The organism is Roseibium algicola, assembly GCF_001999245.1.
In the GTDB taxonomy this organism is placed as follows: domain Bacteria; phylum Pseudomonadota; class Alphaproteobacteria; order Rhizobiales; family Stappiaceae; genus Roseibium; species Roseibium algicola.
The window spans coordinates 1,062,056-1,084,778 of the sequence record NZ_CP019630.1; the positions used below are offsets into that span (position 1 = coordinate 1,062,056).

The 22,723-nt window shown below is 59.6% G+C and carries 17 protein-coding genes; 5 read left to right on the top strand and 12 right to left on the bottom strand.

Annotation, left to right across the window (positions count from 1 at the left end):
* Positions 1–222 precede the first annotated feature (222 nt).
* Positions 223–1,128, top strand: coding sequence for a DMT family transporter (locus B0E33_RS05025; RefSeq protein WP_077290596.1), 906 nt, complete (start codon positions 223–225; stop codon positions 1,126–1,128).
* A gap of 23 nt (positions 1,129–1,151) precedes the next feature.
* Here the strand turns inward: B0E33_RS05025 and B0E33_RS05030 are convergent, their stop codons facing one another.
* On the bottom strand, positions 1,152–2,033 hold the full coding sequence (locus B0E33_RS05030) for a LysR family transcriptional regulator (protein ID WP_077290597.1): 882 nt from the start codon (positions 2,031–2,033) through the stop codon (positions 1,152–1,154).
* Between the two features lie 101 nt (positions 2,034–2,134).
* Here B0E33_RS05030 and glyA point away from each other — a divergent pair, with 101 nt between their 5' ends.
* Entirely contained in the window at positions 2,135–3,457 is a 1,323-nt protein-coding gene (glyA, locus tag B0E33_RS05035; RefSeq protein ID WP_077290598.1) for a serine hydroxymethyltransferase, read from the top strand.
* Between the two features lie 63 nt (positions 3,458–3,520).
* On the opposite strand, the gene B0E33_RS05040 is transcribed toward glyA, so the two are convergent.
* Both B0E33_RS05040 and B0E33_RS05045 read right to left on the bottom strand, forming a co-directional pair.
* Entirely contained in the window at positions 3,521–4,570 is a 1,050-nt protein-coding gene (locus B0E33_RS05040) for an AbrB family transcriptional regulator (protein ID WP_075281397.1), read from the bottom strand.
* A 100-nt stretch (positions 4,571–4,670) separates the two neighbouring features.
* A complete protein-coding gene (locus B0E33_RS05045; protein WP_208997763.1) occupies positions 4,671–5,417 on the bottom strand; it encodes a glutathione S-transferase family protein in 747 nt (248 codons plus the stop codon).
* A gap of 92 nt (positions 5,418–5,509) precedes the next feature.
* Here B0E33_RS05045 and hemN point away from each other — a divergent pair, with 92 nt between their 5' ends.
* Positions 5,510–6,883 carry an oxygen-independent coproporphyrinogen III oxidase gene (hemN, locus tag B0E33_RS05050; RefSeq protein WP_077290600.1) on the top strand — a complete coding sequence of 458 codons (1,374 nt, stop codon included), beginning with the start codon at positions 5,510–5,512 and terminating at the stop codon, positions 6,881–6,883.
* A gap of 130 nt (positions 6,884–7,013) precedes the next feature.
* On the opposite strand, the gene B0E33_RS05055 is transcribed toward hemN, so the two are convergent.
* The 5 genes from B0E33_RS05055 to B0E33_RS05075 form a co-directional block, all read right to left on the bottom strand.
* Positions 7,014–7,727 carry a Crp/Fnr family transcriptional regulator gene (locus B0E33_RS05055; RefSeq protein ID WP_023001751.1) on the bottom strand — a complete coding sequence of 238 codons (714 nt, stop codon included), beginning with the start codon at positions 7,725–7,727 and terminating at the stop codon, positions 7,014–7,016.
* Between the two features lie 355 nt (positions 7,728–8,082).
* Positions 8,083–8,439, bottom strand: a complete 357-nt coding sequence (locus B0E33_RS05060; protein WP_062489950.1) for a response regulator — start codon at positions 8,437–8,439, stop codon at positions 8,083–8,085.
* A gap of 142 nt (positions 8,440–8,581) precedes the next feature.
* Positions 8,582–9,199, bottom strand: a complete 618-nt coding sequence (locus B0E33_RS05065) for a response regulator transcription factor (protein WP_023001753.1) — start codon at positions 9,197–9,199, stop codon at positions 8,582–8,584.
* Between the two features lie 7 nt (positions 9,200–9,206).
* Positions 9,207–10,394: a two-component system sensor histidine kinase NtrB gene (locus tag B0E33_RS05070; RefSeq protein ID WP_077293146.1), complete on the bottom strand. Its 1,188-nt coding sequence runs from the start codon at positions 10,392–10,394 to the stop codon at positions 9,207–9,209.
* A 77-nt stretch (positions 10,395–10,471) separates the two neighbouring features.
* Positions 10,472–11,644: a pyridoxal phosphate-dependent aminotransferase gene (locus B0E33_RS05075; protein WP_077290601.1), complete on the bottom strand. Its 1,173-nt coding sequence runs from the start codon at positions 11,642–11,644 to the stop codon at positions 10,472–10,474.
* A 273-nt stretch (positions 11,645–11,917) separates the two neighbouring features.
* Here B0E33_RS05075 and B0E33_RS05080 point away from each other — a divergent pair, with 273 nt between their 5' ends.
* Entirely contained in the window at positions 11,918–15,439 is a 3,522-nt protein-coding gene (locus tag B0E33_RS05080) for a PAS domain-containing hybrid sensor histidine kinase/response regulator (RefSeq protein WP_031269641.1), read from the top strand.
* A gap of 44 nt (positions 15,440–15,483) precedes the next feature.
* On the opposite strand, the gene B0E33_RS05085 is transcribed toward B0E33_RS05080, so the two are convergent.
* Both B0E33_RS05085 and B0E33_RS05090 read right to left on the bottom strand, forming a co-directional pair.
* Positions 15,484–17,976: a putative bifunctional diguanylate cyclase/phosphodiesterase gene (locus B0E33_RS05085; protein ID WP_062489953.1), complete on the bottom strand. Its 2,493-nt coding sequence runs from the start codon at positions 17,974–17,976 to the stop codon at positions 15,484–15,486.
* 265 nt (positions 17,977–18,241) lie between these two features.
* Positions 18,242–18,925, bottom strand: a complete 684-nt coding sequence (locus B0E33_RS05090; RefSeq protein WP_023001759.1) for a response regulator transcription factor — start codon at positions 18,923–18,925, stop codon at positions 18,242–18,244.
* A gap of 455 nt (positions 18,926–19,380) precedes the next feature.
* Here B0E33_RS05090 and B0E33_RS05095 point away from each other — a divergent pair, with 455 nt between their 5' ends.
* Complete coding sequence (locus B0E33_RS05095) at positions 19,381–20,250, top strand: thioesterase family protein (RefSeq protein WP_077290602.1); 870 nt, start codon at positions 19,381–19,383, stop codon at positions 20,248–20,250.
* 81 nt (positions 20,251–20,331) lie between these two features.
* Here the strand turns inward: B0E33_RS05095 and B0E33_RS05100 are convergent, their stop codons facing one another.
* A complete protein-coding gene (locus B0E33_RS05100; RefSeq protein WP_208997764.1) occupies positions 20,332–20,874 on the bottom strand; it encodes a hypothetical protein in 543 nt (180 codons plus the stop codon).
* 164 nt (positions 20,875–21,038) lie between these two features.
* Complete coding sequence (locus tag B0E33_RS05105) at positions 21,039–22,694, bottom strand: cisplatin damage response ATP-dependent DNA ligase (RefSeq protein ID WP_077290603.1); 1,656 nt, start codon at positions 22,692–22,694, stop codon at positions 21,039–21,041.
* Positions 22,695–22,723: the final 29 nt, after the last annotated feature.

Consider the following 22,723-nt stretch of genomic DNA (forward strand, 5'->3'; position numbering starts at 1 on the left):
ACGCCGTGAAAGGGATGTGACGCCGGCCTGAGGGGCATTGGCCGGTTTGCGGCAATGTCCTGGCACCCTTGCTCATCTGCCGGTCTTGCGGTTTTCCGAAGCCAAGGACCGGGAAACGTGTTACGCCGTTCTTCCTTCCGCTGAAGGGCGATGCTTTCTGGCGCGTCCGATAGCCCCTGATCTGCCGCTGACGACCTTCCACCTCGACACGGGACCCCTCCCTTGAACGCTGCATCTCAAAATGGCGCAAGCCTCCATCCCAATATCATCGGCAGCCTCTGGATGGTGGCTGCGATGGCCGCCTTCGCATTGGAAGATGCCTTCGTGAAGCAGGCTGCGGCACAGTTGCCCGTGGCGGAAATCCTGGTGCTGTTCGGCGTCGGTGGAACCATTACCTTCTTCGGACTTGCCACTGTCACAGGCGAGAAAGTTCTCAACCGGGACGTATTCTCGCCTGTCATGCGAGTTCGCTTCGCCTTCGAACTGGTCGGCCGGTTGTTCTATGTTCTGGCGTTGGCCCTGACGCCGCTCTCCTCGACCACTGCCATTCTCCAGGCAACACCGATATTCGTTGTGCTGGGCGCTTCCCTGTTCTTTGGCGAAAAGGTCGGCTGGCGCAGGTGGACAGCAATCTTTATCGGCCTTGTGGGCGTCCTGATCGTGCTCCGACCGACCAGCGAAAGCTTTTCTTTGCTTTCGGTCCTGGCCGTCATCGGCATGCTTGGCTTCTCCGGCCGCGACCTTGCCAGCCGCGCTGCGCCGGCGACCCTCAGCACCAATATCCTCGGGTTCTACGGTTTCCTGACGATCATAATCGCCGGTCTTGTCTATGGTCTTTGGGACAGGTCCGCTTTCGTGGTGCCTGACACAACCGCCCTTCTCGCCCTTGGAACCGCAGTCTTCTGTGGTGTCTTTGCCTATAGCGCCCTGATGAAGGCCATGCGCACCGGAGAAATCGCCACCGTCACACCGTTCCGCTATTCGCGGCTCCTGTTCGGCGTCCTGCTCGGTGCCGTCTGGTTCAACGAGCGGATCGACGCGCAGATGCTGGTTGGCTGCACCGTCATCGTCGGATCGGGACTGTTCATCCTGTGGCGCGGCAACAAGGCGAAGACCCGGCGCACTTGAAACAGGAACAGCCTTTCAGGCACCTAGCCCATCTGGCGCAAGGCCTGCAGCACCTGACCGGCCGCACCTTTGCCCCGGCTTGCCGGAAGGGCCCACAGGCAGATCTGACGCTGTAGCGGGACAACTGCTGCAAGAGGCGCCACCAGGGTGCCGGCGGCAAGCTGATCTGCGACAAGTGAGCGATGCGCCATCAGAACGCCTGCGCCGTTCAGTGCTTCTTCGACCGCAAGAGCATAAAGCGAGAAGACAGGTCCGCGTGGCGCAAACCCCTCGCCCGGCATAGCTTCATCCGCCCATATCCGCCAATCGTCTGCCCAGGCCGTGTCCGTCAGACAAACCGCCTCTTTCAGATCACCAGGCTGCTTGAGCGCCTTTGCAAGCGCCGGTGTGCAGACCGGCAGCAATTCGTCTCCCGAAAACGCGATCCCGTTGTCCGGAAGGCTGTCGCAGTAGAACAGGCAGAGATCGAATGGCACCCGCTTCAGGTTCGGCGGTGTTTCAAGGGCTGTGACCGAAATGTCGATCTCCGGCAACTTCTCGCGTAGCTGCGGCAGTCTGGGGGCCAGCCAAAGCTGCGCCAGCGCCGGCAGGGCCGCGATGTGTATCCTGCCGGGCGCAGCATCACGCCTCAGGTCGCGCACCGCAGTTCCAAGCTGGTCGAATGCGGCGACAAAACCCGGCAGTGCCCGCTGACCAGCGGCCGTCAGGCGGACCCCCTTGGCATGCCGCACGAACAGGGCCGCCCCGATCTCCTGCTCCAGCGCCTTGATCTGCGCTGCTACGGCTCCGGGTGTAACCTGCAGTTCCGCCGCGGCCTGTGCAAACCCACCGAGGCGCGCGGACGCTTCGAACGCTCTCAGTGCGTTCAGCGAAGGCAGTCTGGGGACGGGAGGAGCTACCGACATCTGCAAGGCCTATTTTTTCTAGCCCTTGAATTTCTAAAATCTGATTTGCGCGAACACAAGCGGAGATGGACACTTTGTCCAAATAGAACCGGAGTTCCGACATGACCGCGCAAGACAAATGCCCCTGGCTCCCCGCTGTGGCTGCCACCCGTATCGACGAGATCACCCAGGCAACTTCGCCTCTCGGATCCGAAGCAATTGCCGCGCGCGTCGAAGCGCTGGCCGAGGCCAACAGGACCATCCACGAGAAAGACTGCTTCAATCTCAACCCCGCGACCAACGTGATGAACCCGCGCGCCGAAGCCTTGCTGGCAAGCGGCATGGGGTCCCGTCCCTCGCTCGGCTACCCGGGTGACAAATATGAGATGGGCCTCGAAGCCATCGAGGAAATCGAGGTGATCGCAGCGAACCTTGCCTGCGAAATCTTCCAGTCGGCTTATGCGGAAATCCGGGTCGCCTCGGGCGCGCTGGCAAATCTTTATGCATTCATGGCAACCACAAAGCCGGGCGACGCCATCATCGCACCGCCTGCGTCCGTCGGTGGCCACGTCACTCACCATGCGCCGGGCTGTGCCGGTCTTTATGGCCTGGATATCCACGAAGCACCGGTCGATGCCGGCGGCTACACGATCGATCTGGAAGGTCTGCGCGCCCTGGCCCTGAAGGTTCGGCCGAAGCTGATTACCATCGGCATGAGCCTCAACCTGTTCCCGCACCCGGTAAAAGAAATTCGGGCCATCGCCGATGAAGTCGGCGCCTTTGTCCTGTTCGATGCAGCCCATCAGTGTGGCATGATTGCCGGTGGCGTCTTTTCCGACCCGCTGTCGGAAGGCGCACATCTCATGACCATGAGCACTTACAAGAGCCTGGGGGGTCCCGCTGGCGGGCTGATCGTCAGCAATGATCAGGATCTTGCCCACAAGCTCGACAAGATTGCCTTTCCAGGGCTGACAGCCAACTTTGACGTTGCAAAGTCTGCCGCGCTCGCCATCACCCTTCTGGATTGGCGCGATTTCGGCAAGGCCTACGCTGCCGAAATGGCCGCCAGCGCCGGTGCGCTCGCCGCTGGTCTCGAAGCAGAGGGAATGCCGGTGTTCACTACCGCCAAGGGGACAACCGCTTCACATCAGTTTGCCCTGGAAGCGGCAGCCCTCGGCGGCGGTCAGGCAGCTTCGAAGAAGCTTCGCCAGGCAGGGTTTCTGGCATGCGGAATCGGACTGCCGATAGCTCCCGTCGCCGGTGACATGAACGGCCTGAGGTTCGGAACACCGGAACTGGTCCGTTGGGGCATGACGACGGTCGACATGCCAGAGCTGGCCAAACTGATAGCCGAAGCACTGCGATCGAACGATCCGGCAGCGATGGCAGGACGCGTGGCCAAATGGCGCCGGAGTTTCAACACGCTCCACTTCATCCACCCTTGAGAAGCGTCACTCAACCTGCAGATCGGCGGTTCTTTGTTCCGCACTCAGGACCGCCAAGCAGGATCAGTTGCTTCGACGCCCCAGAACAAGTCCGGTGATGAAAGGCAGCAGCAGCACCATTCCGGTAAAGCGGGCGATCTGGTGCGCAGCCACAAAGGCGGGGTCGAGATCCAGCATGAATGCGAGCAGCGTCATCACCTCAAGTCCGCCCGGCGCATAGGCAAGCAGGGCCTGGCCAAAGGGAATGTCCACCAGTTCGGCAACGATCCACGCCCCGGCAAGCGAGGTCAGGAACGCCGCCGCAAAGGCGGCCATGGATGCGCCGAGCACGCTGAGAAACTGGCGCAGTGTCATGGACGCAAAGCGGCATCCGATGTGAGCGCCCATCATGACAAAGCACGGCAGCACGATGTAGCCCGGCAGGACAAGGACCAAGAGGCCGGATGCATTGAGGCCGGCACTCATGAAAAACGCACCTGTCAGACCGCCCCCTGGAACTCTGGCCTTGATGGCAAGCCAGCTTGCCGCGAGGCAGAGCGGTATCCCGATCAGGAAGTCCTTGAGACCGGAGACATAAATCGTGCCGCTGCCACCGCCCGCCGGTTCTGCTGAGGACACAACGGCGAAAGGCAGCACCGCCACCAGAACGAACAGACGCAAGGACTGGCTGGAAGCGATGCGGGGAAGGTCCGCCCCTCTTTCGGTGGCGAGGGCTATGACATAGGAAAGTGCACCGGGAATGGCGCCGAAATAGGCCGTTTCCCTGGACCATTTCGCCCCGTAGTGCAGAACCGCGTAGCCCGCGAACGTGACCGCCACCATGACAGCGATCAGCATGGCCATGGACACCGGCCACTCCGCCACCCGGTCAACGATATCGGGATGGACACCCGCCCCCATGGAGATGCCGATCATGACGAAGAGCGCGTCTCGCAGCGGGACCGGCATGAGCGTCGGCACTTGCGCAAGCGTCGCGATGGCAACAAAGACCATGGCGCCCGACAGCCATGCCGCGGGAAGCCCGAACAGGTTGAATGTTGCTCCTCCGGCAGCGGCAATGAGAAGTGTGACCGCAAGTCTTCCGGCGGCAGATTGAAACGAATTGGCAGGCATCGGGAACCGTTGAGCTTGGAATGGCTCCTTGAGCTATAAATGGATTGATCGGCCAGCGCATGGTTGATTGCATGGATCAACATGTACGGCCTGTATTTTATCAGGCGGTTGTCCCCGGCAACTGTACAGGACGGGGCTCCGTGAAAGGTTTACCCTCAATTCCTTCCAGTTCACAGGCCCTGTGTATCGCCGGGCGCATTTCCAGTTGTTCGCACAGGGCGCGCAGGTGGGGCGTCGCCGCCAGGGACCACTTGCCCTCATTACGATAGATCTGCGCCCACCTGGCACAGGCAGCAAGATAGTGGTCGAGGATGGAAAGGTCCTGTCCCAGGAGAAATGGTCCACTCCAAGTGGCAAGTTCAGTTTCCAGATGCGCGAAACTGCCGGCGATCCGGCGGGTCAGCCCAGCGTGAAGGCTCAAGGCCGTCTCCGGTTCGCGAACGTATCTTTCCGGCTTGAAGGAGATCCGAAGGTCGGAATGCAGGGTGTTTGAGAGAAAAAACAGCCATTTCAGAAATCGACCGCGCTGTGGAGAGGCCAGCCCCGGGGCCAGACGGCCGTGCGTATCTGCCAGATGCAGAGCGATCGCGGCGGTTTCGAACATGGGGGCATCCTGACCCGGCACTTCCAGAACCGGGATCAAACCTTGAGGATTGAGCCGCCGATATGCTTCCGAATTCTGTTCGGAGATCAACCTGTCAACAGCCACGTAGTCATAGGGCAGACCCAGTTCTTCCAATATCATCCTGACAATGAAATTGGCGCTGTCAGGCGAACCGTGCAGGCGATAGCGCTCCAGACCCTCAGGTTTCCGGGTCGGTTCAGTTGCGGCAAGCAAATCGGTCACCCCACAGCTCTCCATCGAATTGCGTGTCTTTCAAACGACTGGACTTGAGCGATATCAAGGCACGACCGGGCGAAGGACGGATAGATCGACACATGATGAAAGATCCGCTCTCCTACGCCATGCGCAACGTACCGCGCTATACAAGTTATCCGACAGCACCGCATTTTCATGACGGCGTAACGGCCGGCGTTTATGCGGACTGGCTCAAGGCGCTTTCGCCGCAGGACTCGCTTTCGCTGTACCTGCATGTCCCCTATTGCCGTGAGCTCTGCCATTATTGCGGCTGCCATACCAAGGCGACCCGTCAGGATGCGCCGCTCAAGGCCTATGCAGCGACACTCGGCCAGGAAATCAATCTGGTTGCCGGGCACATGCCGAATGCCGGTCCTGTCCGGCACATTCACTGGGGCGGCGGCACACCCAGCCTTCTGCCACGGCAGAGCCTGATCGACCTCACCGGCCTGATGCGTGTCAATTTCGACCTTGCACCGGACCTGGAACATGCCATCGAACTCGATCCGAGGCTTGTTACGGAACAGCTCGCCGAGACGCTGGCCATCATCGGAGTGAACCGGGCCAGCCTTGGCGTTCAGGACTTTGATCCCGACGTTCAAAAGGCCATCGGCCGTCTTCAGCCCTACAGGGTCGTCAAACAGGCCGTAGAGTTTCTGACAGCAGCCGGTGTCACCGCACTCAATTTCGACCTGATGTACGGATTGCCCGGCCAGTCGCCGGAAACGATACTCGATACGGTGGAAAAGACGCTCTCGCTGGCACCCGGGCGCATTGCCCTGTTCGGCTATGCCCATGTGCCCTGGATGCGCAAGCACCAGCGCCTGATTGACGAAAGCACCTTGCCGAATGCCGCCGAACGGCTGGCCCTTGCGGACCTCGCCCGCGCGGAACTGCTCAAGGCCGGTTATGTCGCCATCGGGCTAGATCATTTTGCCTGGCCGGACGACAGCATGGCCATCGCCCTTTCGGACGGCTCCTTGAAGCGCAATTTCCAGGGCTATACGACGGACCAGGGCGAACAACTCGTTGGCTTCGGCGTCTCCTCCATCGGACGTCTGTCTGCCGGTTATATTCAGAACATGTCTGATGTCGGCAACTGGCGCCGGGCAATAATGGCGAGCGAATTGCCGGTATCCAAGGGCTTGGCGCTTTCTGCCGACGACCGTTTGCGGGCACGGATCATCGAAGAGCTGATGACCAACTATGCCTGCGATCTCGTACCGGCCTGCCGCGCTTTCGGCCTGCCGACAAGTCACTTGAACGATGCTTTCGATGCCTTGCAAGACCTGGCCGCCGACGGCCTGGTCCGTCTGGAAGTAGGCAATGAAACTGCCAGGGTTGAAGTGACTGAGGCCGGACGGCCCTACGTACGTCTCGCAGCTGCAGCCTTTGACGCCTACCTGGCGGCGAGCCAGGCAAGTGGCAAGGCCCGGCATTCTGCCGCGGTTTGAAGAAAATGACCCCGAGGCGAGACCTCGGGGCCGAATACCAAACTTGCCAGCTTACGGATCGCCGAAGATCGACAACAAAAAAGGGCCGCCAAAATCGCAGCCCTTTCCAAGTCGACTATAAAGCAACGGATCAGTGCATACCAGTCATCTGACAGAGGCTGCAGACCTTGTTGAGATGGATCTGATCGGCGCGGTCGACGCGGATAACGCCCCGGCGTTTCAGATCGGACACAACGCGGCTGACAGTCTCGATGGTCAGACCCAGATAGTCGGCGATTTCCTGCCGGGTCATGTGCAGTCTCAGGTCGAACCCGTCGTCGCTGTCGTCAATCGGCCCAACGCAGCCGACACCACCGCGATCCGGAACGAGATGCATCAGAAAGCTTGCAACCCTTTCGACGGCAGACTTGCGGCCGAGCAGAACCGCATGCTCGTGCAGCACGCGCATCTGGTTGGTCAGGCATCTGGTGAGCGTGCGCTGAAGCGCATCGGAACGTTCGACCTGCTTCAGATCGATTTCCTGAATTTCGGCATTGGTGAGTGTTTCGGCGGTGCAGTCGTTCTCGTCACTGCCGGCGAGACCGAAAATGTCACCGGGACGAAGGACTTCGACAACCTGGCGGCGTCCGTCCGGCAGCAGCTTGTAAAGCATCACCGAGCCCTTCACCAACTCATAGAGCCGCTTTGCGGGATCGCCTTCGTAATAGATCACCGCATGGGTGTCGTATTGGACAGCCTTGCCGCCAAATTCCGAAAACGATGTCTTGCTGGGTGTGCAGATGGGAGCACCTGTCATTCTTGGTGCTGCGCCCTGGCCGGGGGTACCCGCGTCGAAATAAGCCATATGTCCCTCCTTCGTGCCTGTGGCACGGCCTTCATTTGCTACGTCAGCGGGTGATCTCCATTCCTTGGTGCTTCCATTTCCGCACCGCTCGAAAAATCGACCACTGCTTGCAGGTGTCCCGTCCGACACCCCGCAGCTTGCAGGATGCACTCTAAAACGCGGAGTGCACACAACGTAATTCGGTCGACTGCGTAAGATAAACTACATATGAGCCGTAACGACGCAGCCGACTAAGGTCTAATCAGGCCGGGACCGACTGCGCGTTTCGGGCGCGCGAAGCCAACGCCCGCCAAAATCGGCAGCGCTCAATCTCGCACACTCAATTTTCTGAAATTGGGTCAAGCAGGAGGAGAGATCAGATGATCGCCTTCTGAGCCATGGCCGCCGTCAGCATGTCTATCGACAGCGGTTTCCTCAGGACCTTGAGCCCCGGAAGCTCTCGAATTTGCTGCAACAGGTTCACTCTCGACTTGCCGGAAATGGCAAGGATGCTCGGAGGTGTTGGCAGGCCCATGAGTTCACGAACAACATCCGTGCCGCATCTGTCGGGAAGGCCGATGTCCACGATAACCCAATCGTCCGACGAAGGAATACCGCCGGCGAAAAAACTCTCCGCATCTTTGTAAGTTATCGGATGATGATCGAGATCTTCGAGCGCAATCGCCAATGCATCGGCGACTGCTTCATCATCTTCAACAATGTGAACAACCACGAATGTAGATCCTCAAAGCCTGCCCCCAGCGCAGACGATCAATCATACATACGCGATATTTTGCTTGCCGGATGTACGCAGAAATACGTTTCGGCATGCCGGTCATCCGGAAATGCATTCCAGCCGTTCACCTGAACCCGGCTTATCCCGAGGCGGAGTGGCCCAAAACAATGCGAACGAGATCCGCCGCATTGCGTGCACCCAGTTTTTCCATGATCCGCGCCCGGTGCACTTCCACCGTTCTCGGACTGATTCCAAGAGTGCGGCCGGCTTCCTTGTTGGAAGCTCCGTCGGTGATTTCCTTCAGGACTTCCAGCTCACGGCGGGTCAGCAGATCCGCTCCCTGGAAAGAGGCCGTGACGACCTCGTCCTGACGCTGCTTGGTGATGGCGATGCTTTCCTTCACCCGCTCCAGGACGGTTTCAGCGGAAAACGGTTTCTCCACGAAGTCAAAGGCGCCGTTGCGGATGGCTTCAACAGCCATCGGAATGTCACCCTGGCCGGAAATGATGAAGATCGGCGCCGGATAGTGTTCGGCATTCAGCGCCTTGAGAATCTCGATGCCGGAGCGCCCAGGCATATGGACATCCAGCATGACACAGGCAGGAACAGCCTTGCTTGCAGACTGCACGAAAGTGTCGCCATCCGAGAAGGTTTCGACCACATAGCCTTCCATATTGAAAAGCACCGACAGCGCGTCGCGCACCGCCGGATCATCATCAACGATGTATATGGCCTCCGCGTCAGCTTTCATGTCCATCACTTCCTCAGCTCATTTCTTTCGAACCGTGCGTTTCGGCTCTTTCTGCAACATCTTCTTCGGGCGGGTCTATTGGCAGGGACAACACGAAGGAGGCTCCTCGGCCGTTTGCCCCCTTTTCCAGACGCAAATCACCACCGTGGTTTTGAGCAATCGAACGGGATATCGCCAAGCCCAGACCAACCCCCTTGTGCTTGGCACCCGTAAAGGCCCGGAACAGGTTGTCAACCAGCTCTTCGGGAACGCCCGGGCCGTTGTCCGTAACCCGAAATTCCAGGCGATCTCCATTCCGGCATACGGCCAGCACTACCTTGCGGTCGGCCTGATCGCAGACCGCTTCGCGCGCATTGCGCAGCAGGTTGATGAGAATCTGCCGAATCTGCACCGGGTCGGCCATCAGTGGCGGCAGTCCTCTGGCGATCTCGGCCTTCATGATCGATCTGCCATTGCCGCTGCCGAGTTCCGCCATTTCCAGGCAGCTGGTGACAAAGTCCCGCACTTCGATCGACTGGCGATTGGGCGTTTTCTTTTCCACCAGTTGACGCATGCGCTGGATGATTTCTCCCGCCCGCTCGGCTTCGCGTACCGCCTTGTCGATAACCTCGATGATGAAGGGATCCAGGGACTTATCGGCGCGGGTCTTGCGCGATACGGATTGCAGGTAGAGCAGTACCGCGGTCAGCGGCTGGTTGAGCTCATGCGCAATCGCCGCGCCCATTTCGTCCAGTGCGCTGATCCGGGTCATGTGGAGAAGCTGTGCCTGGGTCTTGGCCAACCGGTCTTCCATCTGTCTGCGCGAGCGCAGATCGCGCAGGATGCCGATGAATTGTCGTCCGGCCGGTGTCCATGCCTCACCGACAGACAGCTCGATGGGAAAGACCGTACCGTCCTTGTGGCGGGCCTGGACCTCGCGGCCGATACCAATGATCTTCTTATGACCGGTGGTGAGATAGTTGTTCACGTAGTGATCATGCGCGTTGGCATATTCTGCAGGCATGATCCTGTTGACATTGCGTCCCAGAAGGTCGGCGGCTTCATAACCGAAAAGCCGTTCGCAGGCCTTGTTGAAGGCCAGCACCTGCGCACGGTCATTGATCACGACAATACCGTCGGCCGCGGTATCGAAAACACTGGCAAGACGCGCTTCCGTTACGGCTGCATTGTCATCATCGTGATCTAAAACGTCGTCGCCCACCGTCCCCGCACCCAAATGGAATTCTCATCCCGTCTAGGTTTAAGGGTTTTCCCGTAGGCCAGCAACCCGTCAGGGCTCTAAATCTCTGGTATCCAAGTGCTAATTCGACGCACTGCTTCCTCCAGGTGATCCTCGCGCCGGGCATAACATAACCTAAGGTGATGTTCACCGCCCTTGCCGAACGCAGTGCCCGGTGCAAGACCCACACCTGTCTGGCGAACAAGGTCCAACGCAAAGTTGCGCGTGTCCGTGACGCCCTCAATGGAAAAGAAGAGATAGAACGCGCCGTCGGGCGGCAGCACCTTCACGCGGTTAAGGCCCTGCAATCCCTTGAGAACACAGTCACGCCCCTTGCGAGCACGTGCGACCTGCTCCTGCAGGAACGCGCGCCCTTCGGTCAGGGCGGCAACGGCGCCCCACTGCGAAAAGGACGGAACACCCGACGTGGAATACTGGATCAGGTTTTCAAACACCTGGCCGAGTTCCGGCGGCGCCGAGATCCAGCCAACCCGCCACCCGGTCATTGCCCAGTTCTTGGACATGGAATTCACGAAGATGATGCGGTCGTCTTCCTCGGCGATATCGTAGAAGGAGGGCGAGCGCTCCCCTTCCCCGTAATAGAACAGCGCATAGATTTCGTCCGCGATGATCCAAAGGTCATGCTTTCGCGCGAGATCCAGAAAAGCCTTCAAGAGGTCTTCGCTTGCGACCCATCCGGTCGGGTTGCAGGGCGAGTTCAGGAAGAGTGCGGTCGTGTGCGGTGTGATCGCTGCTTCGACATCCTCGATGGCCAGCCGCCAGCCGTCATCCTCCTCCCGCATCGGCACACTGACCGAACGCGCCCCGTGAATTTCGATGGCAGCCGATATGTTCGGCCAGGACGGCGTCGGCACGATCACTTCGCGCCCGGCTCCTGCAACCGCCTGCACGGCGAGCTGAATGGACTGCATGCCCGATCCGGTCACATAGAATCGTTCCGGCGAGAAAGGCTTGCCGTAAAGATCTTGATGATAGGCCGCCAGTGCCTCGCGCAGCTGCGGGATGCCGCGCTGGTATGTGTAGAACGTCTCGCCCCGGTCGAGCGACGCTTTTGCGGCTGCGCGGATGAACTCGGGCGTCGGCAGATCGCCTTCACCGGCCCAGAGCGGGATCAGATCTTTCCGGTCACGTCCGGCATTGAAAACTTCGACGATACCGCTTTCAGGTGCGGTTCTGGCTTCCGGGCTCAATCGCTCGATCAGGCTGGTCACGTGGCAGATCCTTCATTGTCAATTGGCGCCACCTTATCGGGTTTGCTTGCCATTGTTCCATGAAAGGATGTGAAGAAGACTTCACCGAAGGTGATCAATTCACATACCTTGGGAGGCCTTTAAAACAGATCAGTCGCAAGGCGAATAGACAGATCGATTTGGCTGTGGTCGGATCGGACAAGGCAGCGTAAGAGGTTGCCGGGAAACAGGTTCGAGCCGGCCCGCCAAGAGGCCGACGGACCCCATGCCGCTCGGGAGGACGGTTACCAGATCATGCTGCATGGATGGCTCGTGATACTGGCCGCAACGGCCTACATCCTGTGCTTGTTCGCCATCGCCAGCTTCGGCGACCGGATGCCGCGCCGGTATTCGTCGCGTACGGGCGGCCGCCCCTTCATCTACGCCCTGTCGCTTTCGGTCTATTGTACCTCCTGGACCTTCTACGGCTCAGTCGGCAACGCCAGCCGGACGGGCATAGAATTCCTGACCATCTATATCGGCCCCTTGATTGTTTTCGCGCTCGGATACCCGCTGCTGCAGCGGATCATCCAGATCTCCAAGACAGAAAGCATCACGTCGATCGCCGATTTCATCGGCGCACGATACGGCAAGAGCCAGTCGGTCGCAGCACTTGCCACGTTGATTGCGGTCATTGGCGTCATTCCCTACATCGCCCTGCAGCTGAAAGCGGTGTCGCTGTCGATCACCACCATGATCGGCCCGCTGATTTCCCCCGGTGACATCTTCACGCCGGTGTTCGATGACGTCACCCTGCTGATTGCCCTCGGCATGGCCATCTTCAGCTGGGCGTTCGGGACAAGACACATTGATGCGACGGAGCACCAGGAAGGGCTGATGCTGGCGATCGCAGCCGAGGCGGTGGTCAAGCTCATTGCCTTTCTCGCGGTCGGCTTCTGGGTCACCTACTCGCTTTTCGACGGCCCGGTCGATCTGATCCGTTCCATTTCGGAAGCGCCTGAAGTCGCGCAGATTTTCGAAAAACCGCTGAACATCGGCAACTGGCTCGTCATGTCGTGCCTGTCGGCCTTTGCGGTGCTCTTGTTGCCGCGCCAGTTCCACGTCACGGTGACGGAGAACAATTCAGACGCCGAGCTGCGCCGCGCGACCTGGATGTTTCCGCTCTATCTGGTGCTGATCAACCTGTTCGTGATCCCGATTGCAGCTGCCGGCCTGCTGCGCTTCGGCCAGGACGTCAATCCGGATACCTTCGTTCTGGCCCTGCCCATAGACGCCGGACACCCGTGGCTTGCCCTCTTTGCCTTCATCGGAGGCCTTTCGGCGGCAACAGCCATGGTCATCGTGGCGACGGTTGCGCTGGCCATCATGATTTCCAACGACATCGTTGTGCCGCTCCTGCTGCGCCGGCACAGCGAGGACGACATCGTCAACATCGGCGGCCAGGACATGAGCGACCGGCTGCTGACGATCCGCCGCCTCGCCATCTTCGGCATCCTTCTGCTGGCCTATGCCTACTACAAGGCGGCCGGCAATACCGCGGCGCTCGTTTCCATCGGGCTTCTGTCCTTCGCCGCCATCGCCCAGTTCGCTCCCGCTTTCGTCGGCGCCCTCTTCTGGCGCCGGGCCACGTCTCTGGGGGCCATCGCCGGGTTGAGCGGCGGGTTTGTCTTCTGGGCCTATACGCTGCTGCTACCGACTTTCGCCAAATCCGGCCTGATTTCCGACGGTTTCCTGGAAACCGGCCCGTTCGGCATTAGCGAACTGAACCCGCAGGCCCTGCTCGGGATCACCATGGATCCGTTTATCCATGGCACCCTGTGGAGCCTATTCGTCAACATCGTCCTGTTTGTTGGCGGCTCCTTCCTGAGAAAGCCTCTGCCGGCGGAAACCCTTCAGGCAAACGTCTTCGTACCGGCCGAGTTTGCACCCTCCCCCAGCCTGCGTTACTGGCGTACGTCCGTTACCGCCGGAGACTTGCAGGCAACCGTCGCGCGCTATCTCGGTGAAGAACGTACGGCCCGTTCGTTCCGGCGGTTTGCGAGCGAACGAGGTATCGAACTCGATCCGAAAACTTTGGCGGACGCCAACCTGCTGCGCTTTTCCGAGCAGCTTCTGGCAAGCGCCATTGGCGCGGCCTCGTCCCGCCTTGTGCTGACCTTGATGCTCAAGCGGCACGACCCGTCGACCAAAGGCGCAGTAAAGCTGCTCGACGACGCCTCCATCGCCATTCAGTACAACCGCGACCTGCTGCAGACGGCACTCGATCAGGTGCGCCAGGGCATCGGAGTGTTCGACCGGGATCTGCGTCTGATCTGCTGGAACAGGCAGTTCCGCGACCTGCTGGGCCTGCCTGCCGAATATGGTCAGGTCGGCACCACACTGGATGCGATCCTGCGTTTCAACGCGGAACGGGGCGAGCATGGCCCCGGGCCTGTGGAGGCGATCGTCGCCGACCGGATCGAGAAGCTGGTGCTGATCCAGGAAACCTTTCAGGAAAAACTGGAATCGAGCGGAGCGGTGTTCGAAGTCCGCATCAGTCCGATGCCCGACGGCGGCATCGTGACCACCTATACTGACATCACCGAACGGGTTCTTGCGGAAGAAGCGCTCGCCCGCGCCAACGAGACGCTGGAACGCCGGGTCAGGGAACGCACGGAAGAACTCACCCACGTCAACGAGCGCCTGGTGGAGGCCACCCACGCCGCGGAAGAAGCCAATATCGGCAAGACCCGTTTCCTGGCAGCGGCCGGGCATGACATCCTGCAGCCTCTGAATGCCGCCCGTCTTTACGCCTCGGTTCTGGTCGACAAGCTTAAGGACGGCGACGACGGCTCGCTGGTCCGCAATGTGGAAATGGCGCTGGAATCGGTCGAGGACATTCTCGGCGCCGTCCTCGATATTTCCAGGCTCGACACCGGCGCCCTGAAACCGGAACCGACGGTCTTCCGGCTGGACGAACTGCTGCGCGGAATCGACCTTGATTTCCAGCCTGTCGCCAAGGAAAAGGGGTTGGAACTGCGGATCGTGCCGACGTCCCTTTCGGTGCGGACAGACAGACGCCTTATGCGGCGCCTGCTGCAGAACCTCGTTTCGAACGCCTTGAAATACACTCAGTCAGGCCGCGTCCTTGTGGGGTGCCGCCGACGCGGCAATCGGGTGATCGTGGAAATTCACGACACCGGCATGGGCATCCCGAAAAGCAAGCAGAAGGCGATTTTCCAGGAATTTCACCGGCTGGATGACGGCATGCGCGTTGCCAAGGGACTGGGGCTAGGCTTGTCCATCGTCGAGCGCATCAGCCACGTTCTGAACCACCCGGTTGAACTCCGCTCGGAAGCCAACAAGGGCTCGTGCTTCTCGGTCGAACTGCCTCGTTCCGCGGACATGCCCGATCTCGTTCCCATTCCGCAGGCCCCAACCATGGCTGGCCAGCTTGATGGTCTTTGCGTTGTGGCCATCGACAACGAGCCGGACATCCTGAGCGGCATGCGCCACCTGCTGACGAACTGGAACTGCAAGGTGATTGCAGCTGCCGATGACGTGGAGGCGGCAAACGAGCTCAGCAAAGCCGGCCTGACGCCGGACGTCATACTGGCGGACTATCACCTCGACAATGGCACCGGTATCGAGGCGATCTTGAAACTGAGATGGAAATTCGGTCGCCAGATCCCCGCGATCCTGATCACCGCGGACCGGAGCCGCCCTGTGCGCACGGAAGCCGAGGAAAAGGACATCGCCTTCTTCAACAAGCCGCTGAAACCGGCTGCCCTGCGTGCCCATCTGGCCCGCTGCCAGGCAGGCCAGGCGGCCGAATAAGCCGGGTTGGAGCCTGGGTCCCGGACGCTGTCAGCACCAATGCATCAGGAAGCTGAGCGGAGCGCTCCAGGGTTCTTCGGCGCAGTGCTCGGCGAACGGTCCTGCCAGTCTTCCCTGCGTATCTGGGCGACCCGCATCGGATTGGGATCCGGCTTGCCGAAGTAATAGCCTTGCATGGTGTCGCAGCCGAGCGTGCGCAAAGCATCCACCTGAAACTGGCGCTCCACGCCTTCTGCCGTGACTTCCAGACCAAGGTTATGCGCAAGCGCAATGACTGCAGAGATGATCGCCAGACCGTCGCTGCGTTCGCCGATCTCATCGACGAAGGATTTGTCGATCTTGATCTTGTCGAACTTGTAGTGCCGCAGATACGAAAGAGACGAATAGCCCGTGCCGAAGTCGTCCAGCGCGATGCGGATACCAAGGTCACGCAATTTCTGCAGCTTGATCGATGCTGTGCCGAAGTCGCGCAGGAACACGGATTCGGTTATTTCCAGGACAAGGCGTTCCGGCGGGAACCCCGTTTCCTGCAGCACGGTCAGGATCTGTTCCACCAGATTTGGATCCATGAACTGGACCGGCGACAGGTTGACCGCAACGCTCTCCAGCTCGGGACATTGGGCCGCCGCTGCACAGGCTTTCCTCAGAACCCAACTGCCGAGCGGCAGTATCAGACCGGCGTGTTCGGCAATCGGAATGAACACGTCCGGCGGCACCTCACCACGCTCGGGATGCAGCCAGCGGAGCAGGACCTCGCTGGACACCACCTTGCCGGACCGGGCGTCCACGATCGGCTGAAAATCGACATTGAGCTTGCCGTATTCGAATGCTTCGCGCAGATCCGATTCCAGTTCGCGGCGTTCGCGGACCTCACGCTCCATGTCCTGCTCGAAGGCGAGCGACCGTCCCCGGCCGCCTTCCTTTGCCTTGTAAAGCGCAATGTCAGCCTTGCGCATCAGATCGTCGACAGTGTCCTTGCTATCGCACAGACGGGTGAACCCGACGGTGGCGCCAATGGCGAAGTCGCGACGGCCAATCCGGAAAGGCTTGCGTGTCACGGCAACCAGTTCCTCGGCAAATGCAAGAGCCGCCTGATCGCTGACGAAACGGCCGAGCGCGGCGAATTCGTCGCCACCGAAACGCGCGAGCATCGTTCTGCCTTCGCCAAGGGCGGTAAACCGGCTTGCGACCTGCCGCAGAAGTTCATCCCCTGCCGGGTGTCCGCTGGTATCGTTCACGACCTTGAAATTGTCGAGGTCAATGAGGAAGAGCGTCAGTGTGTTCTGGCCATTCTGGTTTTGCTCTTCCAGTTGCGCTTCGGCCTGTTTCAGGAACCAGCTCCGATTGCCGATCCCCGTCAGGGAATCGTGCTCGGCCAGGTGAGAAACAAGGGCGCTTGCCCTGCGGGCTTCGGTGATGTCGGAAGCAACACCGCGGTAACCGGTAAAGGAACCATGGTCGTCGTAGACCGGACGTGCTGCCAGGGACCACCAGCGTTCCTCGCCGTTCACGTCCACCCCGATGACGATTTCGCGGAAGGCCTGCTGACGCTTCATGGCGTTTTCCAGCCTGGTCACGGCGGACCGCGCATCGTTCTCGTCCAGGGAATAGGCCAGATCGACCATGCGCATGGTTTCCAGTTCTGCCCGGTCCCGGCCGCTGGCATGTAAGAACCGGTCGGAAATGGAATGCAGATTACCGTGGCTATCCGATTTCCAGAGCCAGTCGCTGGACTTTTCCTCGAACTCGTTCAGCAGCAGGGCGATCAGTTCACCGCGTTGTTCCAGCTCGGCTTCAGCAAGAAAATGGGAGGCAAACAGCCAGCCTGCCGAAGCAACGCTGCCGACCACCACCAGCGTGTAGCTGCTCAACAGGAAGACCAGCGGCCACAGCTCCGCGCTGCGTCCGATTGCGAACGATACGAGCGATGCAAGGAAAAGGATCGCAACCCAGCGAAAGGCTGCCTGCGGCACGGTTGCCAGAGTAAAACCGCCACCACACAGCATGCCGGTGGTGACGCAGGAGGCAATCCAGATGCCGTCCGGATCGCCATAGCCGAATGCGGCAATTGGAACGACCGCCCAAAGACCACTGAAAATCGTCGCGTGCAAGACCGCCTTGTTCAGCGATCGCCGCGAGGCAAGATGAATAGGCGATCTGTTCGCTTTCAGCCACTTGTACAGGGTGTAGGCAAGAAAAGCTCCAATGGCCGCAATCCAGACCGCAATGAAACTGAACGGCATGAAGTGCTGAAACGCGAGCGTAATGACGATTACGTTGACGACGTTTGCCAGCACGATAAAGGGTGTCAGGCGCGCGATACTTGCGATCTGCGCTGCACGTACCTTGCGGGCGAGGAGTTCGTCGACCACCGGGTGACCGAACGCGAGCATGAAGGCGCGAACAGGATTGCTTTCCTGCTGTCCGGTCTGCGTGTCCGCGTCAGACTGGAAGTCCACCTTGAGCTGACGACCGGGCAACACGAAGGCCATGCCGATCGTCTTGAAGATCAGTCGCCAATTGAAGCTGGACCGCATTTTCTCTCCGGGTGGCTACTCGCACTCTGCGTGGCAGCGCCCCGCAGCAATGACGGTTACAGCCATTCCCTGAAATTACGGTAAAAACAGTGGTCTGGATTCCGCTATGTTTTTGCAATCCTGACTGGAAAGCTCGCCCTCAAGGCCTACAGAAATTGCATCCGGGCAGGTCGATCTCAGCACGCAAAGCAGAAAACGGTCTCCCGCATTGGAGACCGTTTCCAGGTGGAGCAGCCAGAAAGCAACGTGGCGCGTGTGCCTGGCGTTACTGAGCCTGGGCAGCCTCGGCGGTTTCGCCGCCAACCTGCCACTGCCCGGCCTCGATCTTGGACGCTGCAATAACGGCCTGGGTTCTGCTTTCCACGCCAAGCTTTTGCAGGATCGCGGATACATGGGCCTTTACGGTCGCTTCCGAAACGGACAGTTCGTAGGCAATCTGCTTGTTCAGAAGACCTTCAGACAGCATCATCAGAACACGAACCTGTTGGGGGGTAAGCGTTGCAAGGCGCTGGACCAGATCACCGCTGCCATCGTCGGCGGCAAGGTCGACATCCGGCGGGGTCCACATGTTGCCGGACATGACCTCCGAAATCGCCTCGCGAATGACATCGATCCCGTGAGACTTCGGAATGAAGCCGGAAGCTCCGAATTCAACCGCGCGCCGGATGGCCTGCGGATCTTCATTGGCCGAGACCACGACCACCGGAACGCCGGAATATTGGGCCCGCAGGTACATAAGCCCGGAAAAGCCGCGCATGCCGGGCATGGACAGATCAAGCAGGATGAGATCGACTTCGCCATCCTGTTCCAGCTTGGCCGTAACGTCCTCCAACGCACCGGCTTCCTCGATCACAGCATCGGGGTATTGTGTTTCGAGCGTTTGACGCAGAGCACCCCGGAACAGGGGATGATCATCCGCGATGATGAACCGATACGATGTCGCCGACACGTTGTTATTCCTCCCTCAACGGTCCGTTTGGCCCGCAGGTTCCGCCAGAGCCATGCGTCGCAGTCATCCTGCACCCGCTCGCTTCTTGATTTTATGGCGAAGCCCCGTTGTTGCGGCCATTGTGAAGTATGTTTGCAACATGGGTTACGCGCAAGTCAAACCATGCTTTTGACCAACACGCCATGTTCACGCGCTGCGCATTGGCTGCTGTCACGGCAAATAGGCTGCCTTTAGGCGCAAGAAAAATAGTTAAGTTAGAGCCACCAACAAAAACAACCTAAAGTTTAAATCACGCCGCCGCAGTTGATCTTTTCATTTTACCCACTTCCTCAACGTTGCCTGAACTAATTTTCCAGAATCTACATTTCTTGTTGATAATCAATGCAAAGACAGCAACAAATGACCTGTCCAATACACATCACATAATCAAAAATCACTGAGTGCACGAAGCAATTATGACAATTCAGGCAACGCTGTTTTCATTTGTGAACCGTTGGGAATGTGACGAAAACGATCATCTGAACGTCCAGTTCTACTTCAGCCGCTTCGAGGAAGCAGATCGCCAGTTCCGGCTAATGACCGGCTTGAGCGAAACCGTCGTGGGGGCTCGCCGGGTGCGCCACGTGCGCTACCACAAGGAGATGCGTACGGGAGACCTGATCACGGTTCACTCCAGCATCGCCTTCGACGGCCCGCATATGCTCACTGTCATTCACGAAATGCGCGACGCCGCCACGGGAGCGCTTTCGGCAACAGCTCTCGACGGATATGAACCAAGCGCCAGTGCCGCGAAGACCTTGCGCCAGCGCTTCCGCGACTTCCAGACGCCAATGATTGCAGAGGCCGGACCAAGGGGGATTTCCGCCGGACCGGCAAATGCGCGCGCGACGCTTGCGGCCCTGCAGTCGAAAGGCGCCCAGATCGTCTACCGGGGGACCGTTTTGCCACGCGATATCGGTCCGGACGGCAAGGCCGACGACAGATTTGCGCTGTCCTGCTGCACGGACGGCGTAGCCCATGTCTGGCAGCGTACGCCGATGACACACGCCTATTTGACGGAAAACGGTTTCGGCCGGGTGGCCGTTGAAATGAAGCTGACCTGGATCACACCGCTGAAGACCGGCGACGCAATGCTGGTGGTTTCCGGCTTTACCGGCGTCAATCCAAAGACCTTCTCGATGCGCCATCACCTGTTTGAAACACGGACGAACCGTCTCGCCGCCGTCCTGGATGTTGTCGCGCTGACGATGGATCTGACCAGGCGTGTTGCCGTGGAACAACCGGATGAAGCCTATCAGAGCATCAACAAGATGCTGATCGACTGACGTCTCCGGGCCAAGGAACTTTGCCGGACACAGCGTGCCCCTGGCAGGGACACGCTGTTTTTTTATCCTGACTTCAGGCGATCAGTTGGCTTCGCCTTCGAAGTCCTTCTGCAGATCGCGAACCATGCCAAAGAAACGACGCATGGCGCTTTCTGTGAAAGTTAGAACCTTTTCCAGTTCCTCATCTTCCTCGGTTGTCGATGGGCTGCGTCCGCCCTGACTGGAGCCGGGTGCTTTTGGGCGATCAAGTCCGGAACCGGGTGGCAATTGCTTGTCGGACTTTACGCCATTGCCTTCCAGCTCCTCCACACGGGCGGTCAGGCGATCCACTTCACCGGCCAGCTCGTTGATTTCGGCAAGATAGGCATCTTCTGCCAGCGGCACCGGATTGCAGCGCCAAGCGTCGCTCTGCTCCTTGCAAATGGAGACAGTCCCGTTCTGCCGGTCCACCCTGAGGATATCCTCATCCACCCTGACCAGGGAAAAGCGGTCCGCCTGTCCCTTTGTCACTGCGTCTGCGGTTTCAGGGGAGACGCTGTCCTGGGCGACAGCTGCCGGGGCCAGAAGAACGGCCACGGCCAGCCCGCGGAACACGGGAGCCAGATATTTGTTGCGGATCGTCATATTGCCTCTCCGGTTGCCGGCCTCGCGCTTTCGCGCCCCAGGTATTTCAGTTGAAACAGGGGCACAAGCGTCTGGCCGTTTGTATCTTGCCATGGGTGCCATATTTCCATGGCCAAAGCACGACTTAAGGGCGGGTTTTCAAAAGCGAGTTGTCGAACACCGAATTACCCTTCTTCGCCTGGCAACATTGCCTGAAGCGTTTCCAGCCTGTCGGCCTCAGCCGCCGGCTTGTCCCAACGCAGCCTGGAAATGTGAGGAAAACGCATGGCAACGCCGGACTTGTGCCGGGTGGACCGGTTGAGCCCTTCAAAGGCGACTTCCAGCACAAGCCCCTTTTCAGCGCTATGAACGACTTCCCTCACCGGTCCGAACCGGTTGATGGTGTTGTTGCGCACATAGCGGTCAATTTCACGCAATTCCTCATCGGTAAAGCCGAAATACGCCTTGCCGACCGGAACCAGATCGGCTCCCGCCTCCCCGTCACGCCAGACACCGAAGGTATAGTCGGAATAAAAGGATGAGCGTTTGCCGTGGCCGCGCTGCGCATACATCAGCACGGCATCGATCAGGTAGGGTTCCCGTTTCCACTTGAACCACAATCCCTTCGGCCGGCCGGTGACATAGGGCGCATCCCACCGCTTCAGCATCAAGCCTTCAACGGCATCGGCGTCGGCAGGAGGCAGATGGGCATGGGGATCGGCGCGCGCGGAGGTGATTTCCTCCCATCCGGTTACCTTCACCATGGGCGACAGATCGATGCTTCCCTCCGGCAATCCGGTGATAAAGGCTTCAAGCGCCTTGCGCCGTTCTGCAAACGGCAGCTCCCTCAAATCGGTTCCGCCGACACTAAGCAGGTCGTAGGCACGGATCGCTGCCGGGTATTCGCGGATCAGTTTTGGCCCGGCGGTCTTGCGGTTGAGGCGTTTTTGCAGATCTGCAAAAGGACGCACCTGACCGTCCGACACCACCAGCAATTCGCCATCAATGCAGGCATCGAATGTCAGCAAATCGAGAATATCGGGAAAGGCCCTGGATATGTCTTCACCGGTCCGGCTGAACAGGCGGCGTACGCGGTCGCCACGCTCTGTCAGACCAGCTGCCGCCTGAACGCGAATGCCGTCCCATTTCCACTCGACCGCAAAGTCCTCTGCGTTCAGAAGCTCCGTGTCCCTGTCCTCGTCCAGGGGGTGCGCCAGCATTACCGGCCGGAATGGTGCGGGATCGGACGTTTGCGGTTGTCCGCTCAGTCCTTCCGCCCAGGCGAACAGCGCTTCATAAGGTGGCTCCAGACCGTGCCAGACCTCCTCCACTGAAGCAACATCCAGTCCACCGAGCTTTGCCACGGCCGTTTTCGCAAGGCGCGCAGATACCCCGACGCGCAAACCGCCCGTCACCAGTTTCAAAAGGGCCCATCTGCCGGTCTCATCCAGCGTGTCCAGCCAGTCGGTCAGCAAACCGGGCACTTCGCTCTTTCCGGCCCCTTCCAGCCGCTTGACCACTTCAGACAGGCTGGGGGCAGCTTCTTTCGGGGCAACCTCTCCCTTTGCTGCCTGCGGCCACATCAGCGCAATGGTTTCGGACAGGTCACCAACAAAATCATAGGAAAGCGCAAACAGCTCCGGGTCCGTCCGCTCGCCGATCAAAGCCCTGAGCAGGGCAGGTTTGGCGTGTTTGAAACTCAGCCCGCCTGTCAGTGCGGCCAGGGCAAAGCCCCGGTCCGGATCCGCGACCTCCTGGAAATAACGGATCAGGAGCGCTTCCTTGGCGAGGCGCCTGGGTTCCAGCGAAAGCCGGTCGAGCAGATGGGAAAAAGCCAGCATAAGCGTTATACGAACCGCGAAAGCGCCCG

Excerpts from the sequence above, each read along its gene's own strand:
- B0E33_RS05055 (WP_023001751.1), bottom strand. The coding sequence starts at position 7,727 with ATGGCTTATTTCGACGCGGGTACCCCCGGCCAGGGCGCAGCACCAAGA.
- B0E33_RS05105 (WP_077290603.1), bottom strand. The coding sequence starts at position 22,694 with ATGCTGGCTTTTTCCCATCTGCTCGACCGGCTTTCGCTGGAACCCAGG.
- B0E33_RS05100 (WP_208997764.1), bottom strand. The coding sequence starts at position 20,874 with ATGACGATCCGCAACAAATATCTGGCTCCCGTGTTCCGCGGGCTGGCC.
- glyA (WP_077290598.1), top strand. The coding sequence starts at position 2,135 with ATGACCGCGCAAGACAAATGCCCCTGGCTCCCCGCTGTGGCTGCCACC.
- B0E33_RS05040 (WP_075281397.1), bottom strand. The coding sequence starts at position 4,570 with ATGCCTGCCAATTCGTTTCAATCTGCCGCCGGAAGACTTGCGGTCACA.
- B0E33_RS05085 (WP_062489953.1), bottom strand. The coding sequence starts at position 17,976 with ATGCGGTCCAGCTTCAATTGGCGACTGATCTTCAAGACGATCGGCATG.
- B0E33_RS05030 (WP_077290597.1), bottom strand. The coding sequence starts at position 2,033 with ATGTCGGTAGCTCCTCCCGTCCCCAGACTGCCTTCGCTGAACGCACTG.
- B0E33_RS05095 (WP_077290602.1), top strand. The coding sequence starts at position 19,381 with ATGACAATTCAGGCAACGCTGTTTTCATTTGTGAACCGTTGGGAATGT.
- B0E33_RS05080 (WP_031269641.1), top strand. The coding sequence starts at position 11,918 with ATGCTGCATGGATGGCTCGTGATACTGGCCGCAACGGCCTACATCCTG.
- hemN (WP_077290600.1), top strand. The coding sequence starts at position 5,510 with ATGATGAAAGATCCGCTCTCCTACGCCATGCGCAACGTACCGCGCTAT.
- B0E33_RS05065 (WP_023001753.1), bottom strand. The coding sequence starts at position 9,199 with ATGGACATGAAAGCTGACGCGGAGGCCATATACATCGTTGATGATGAT.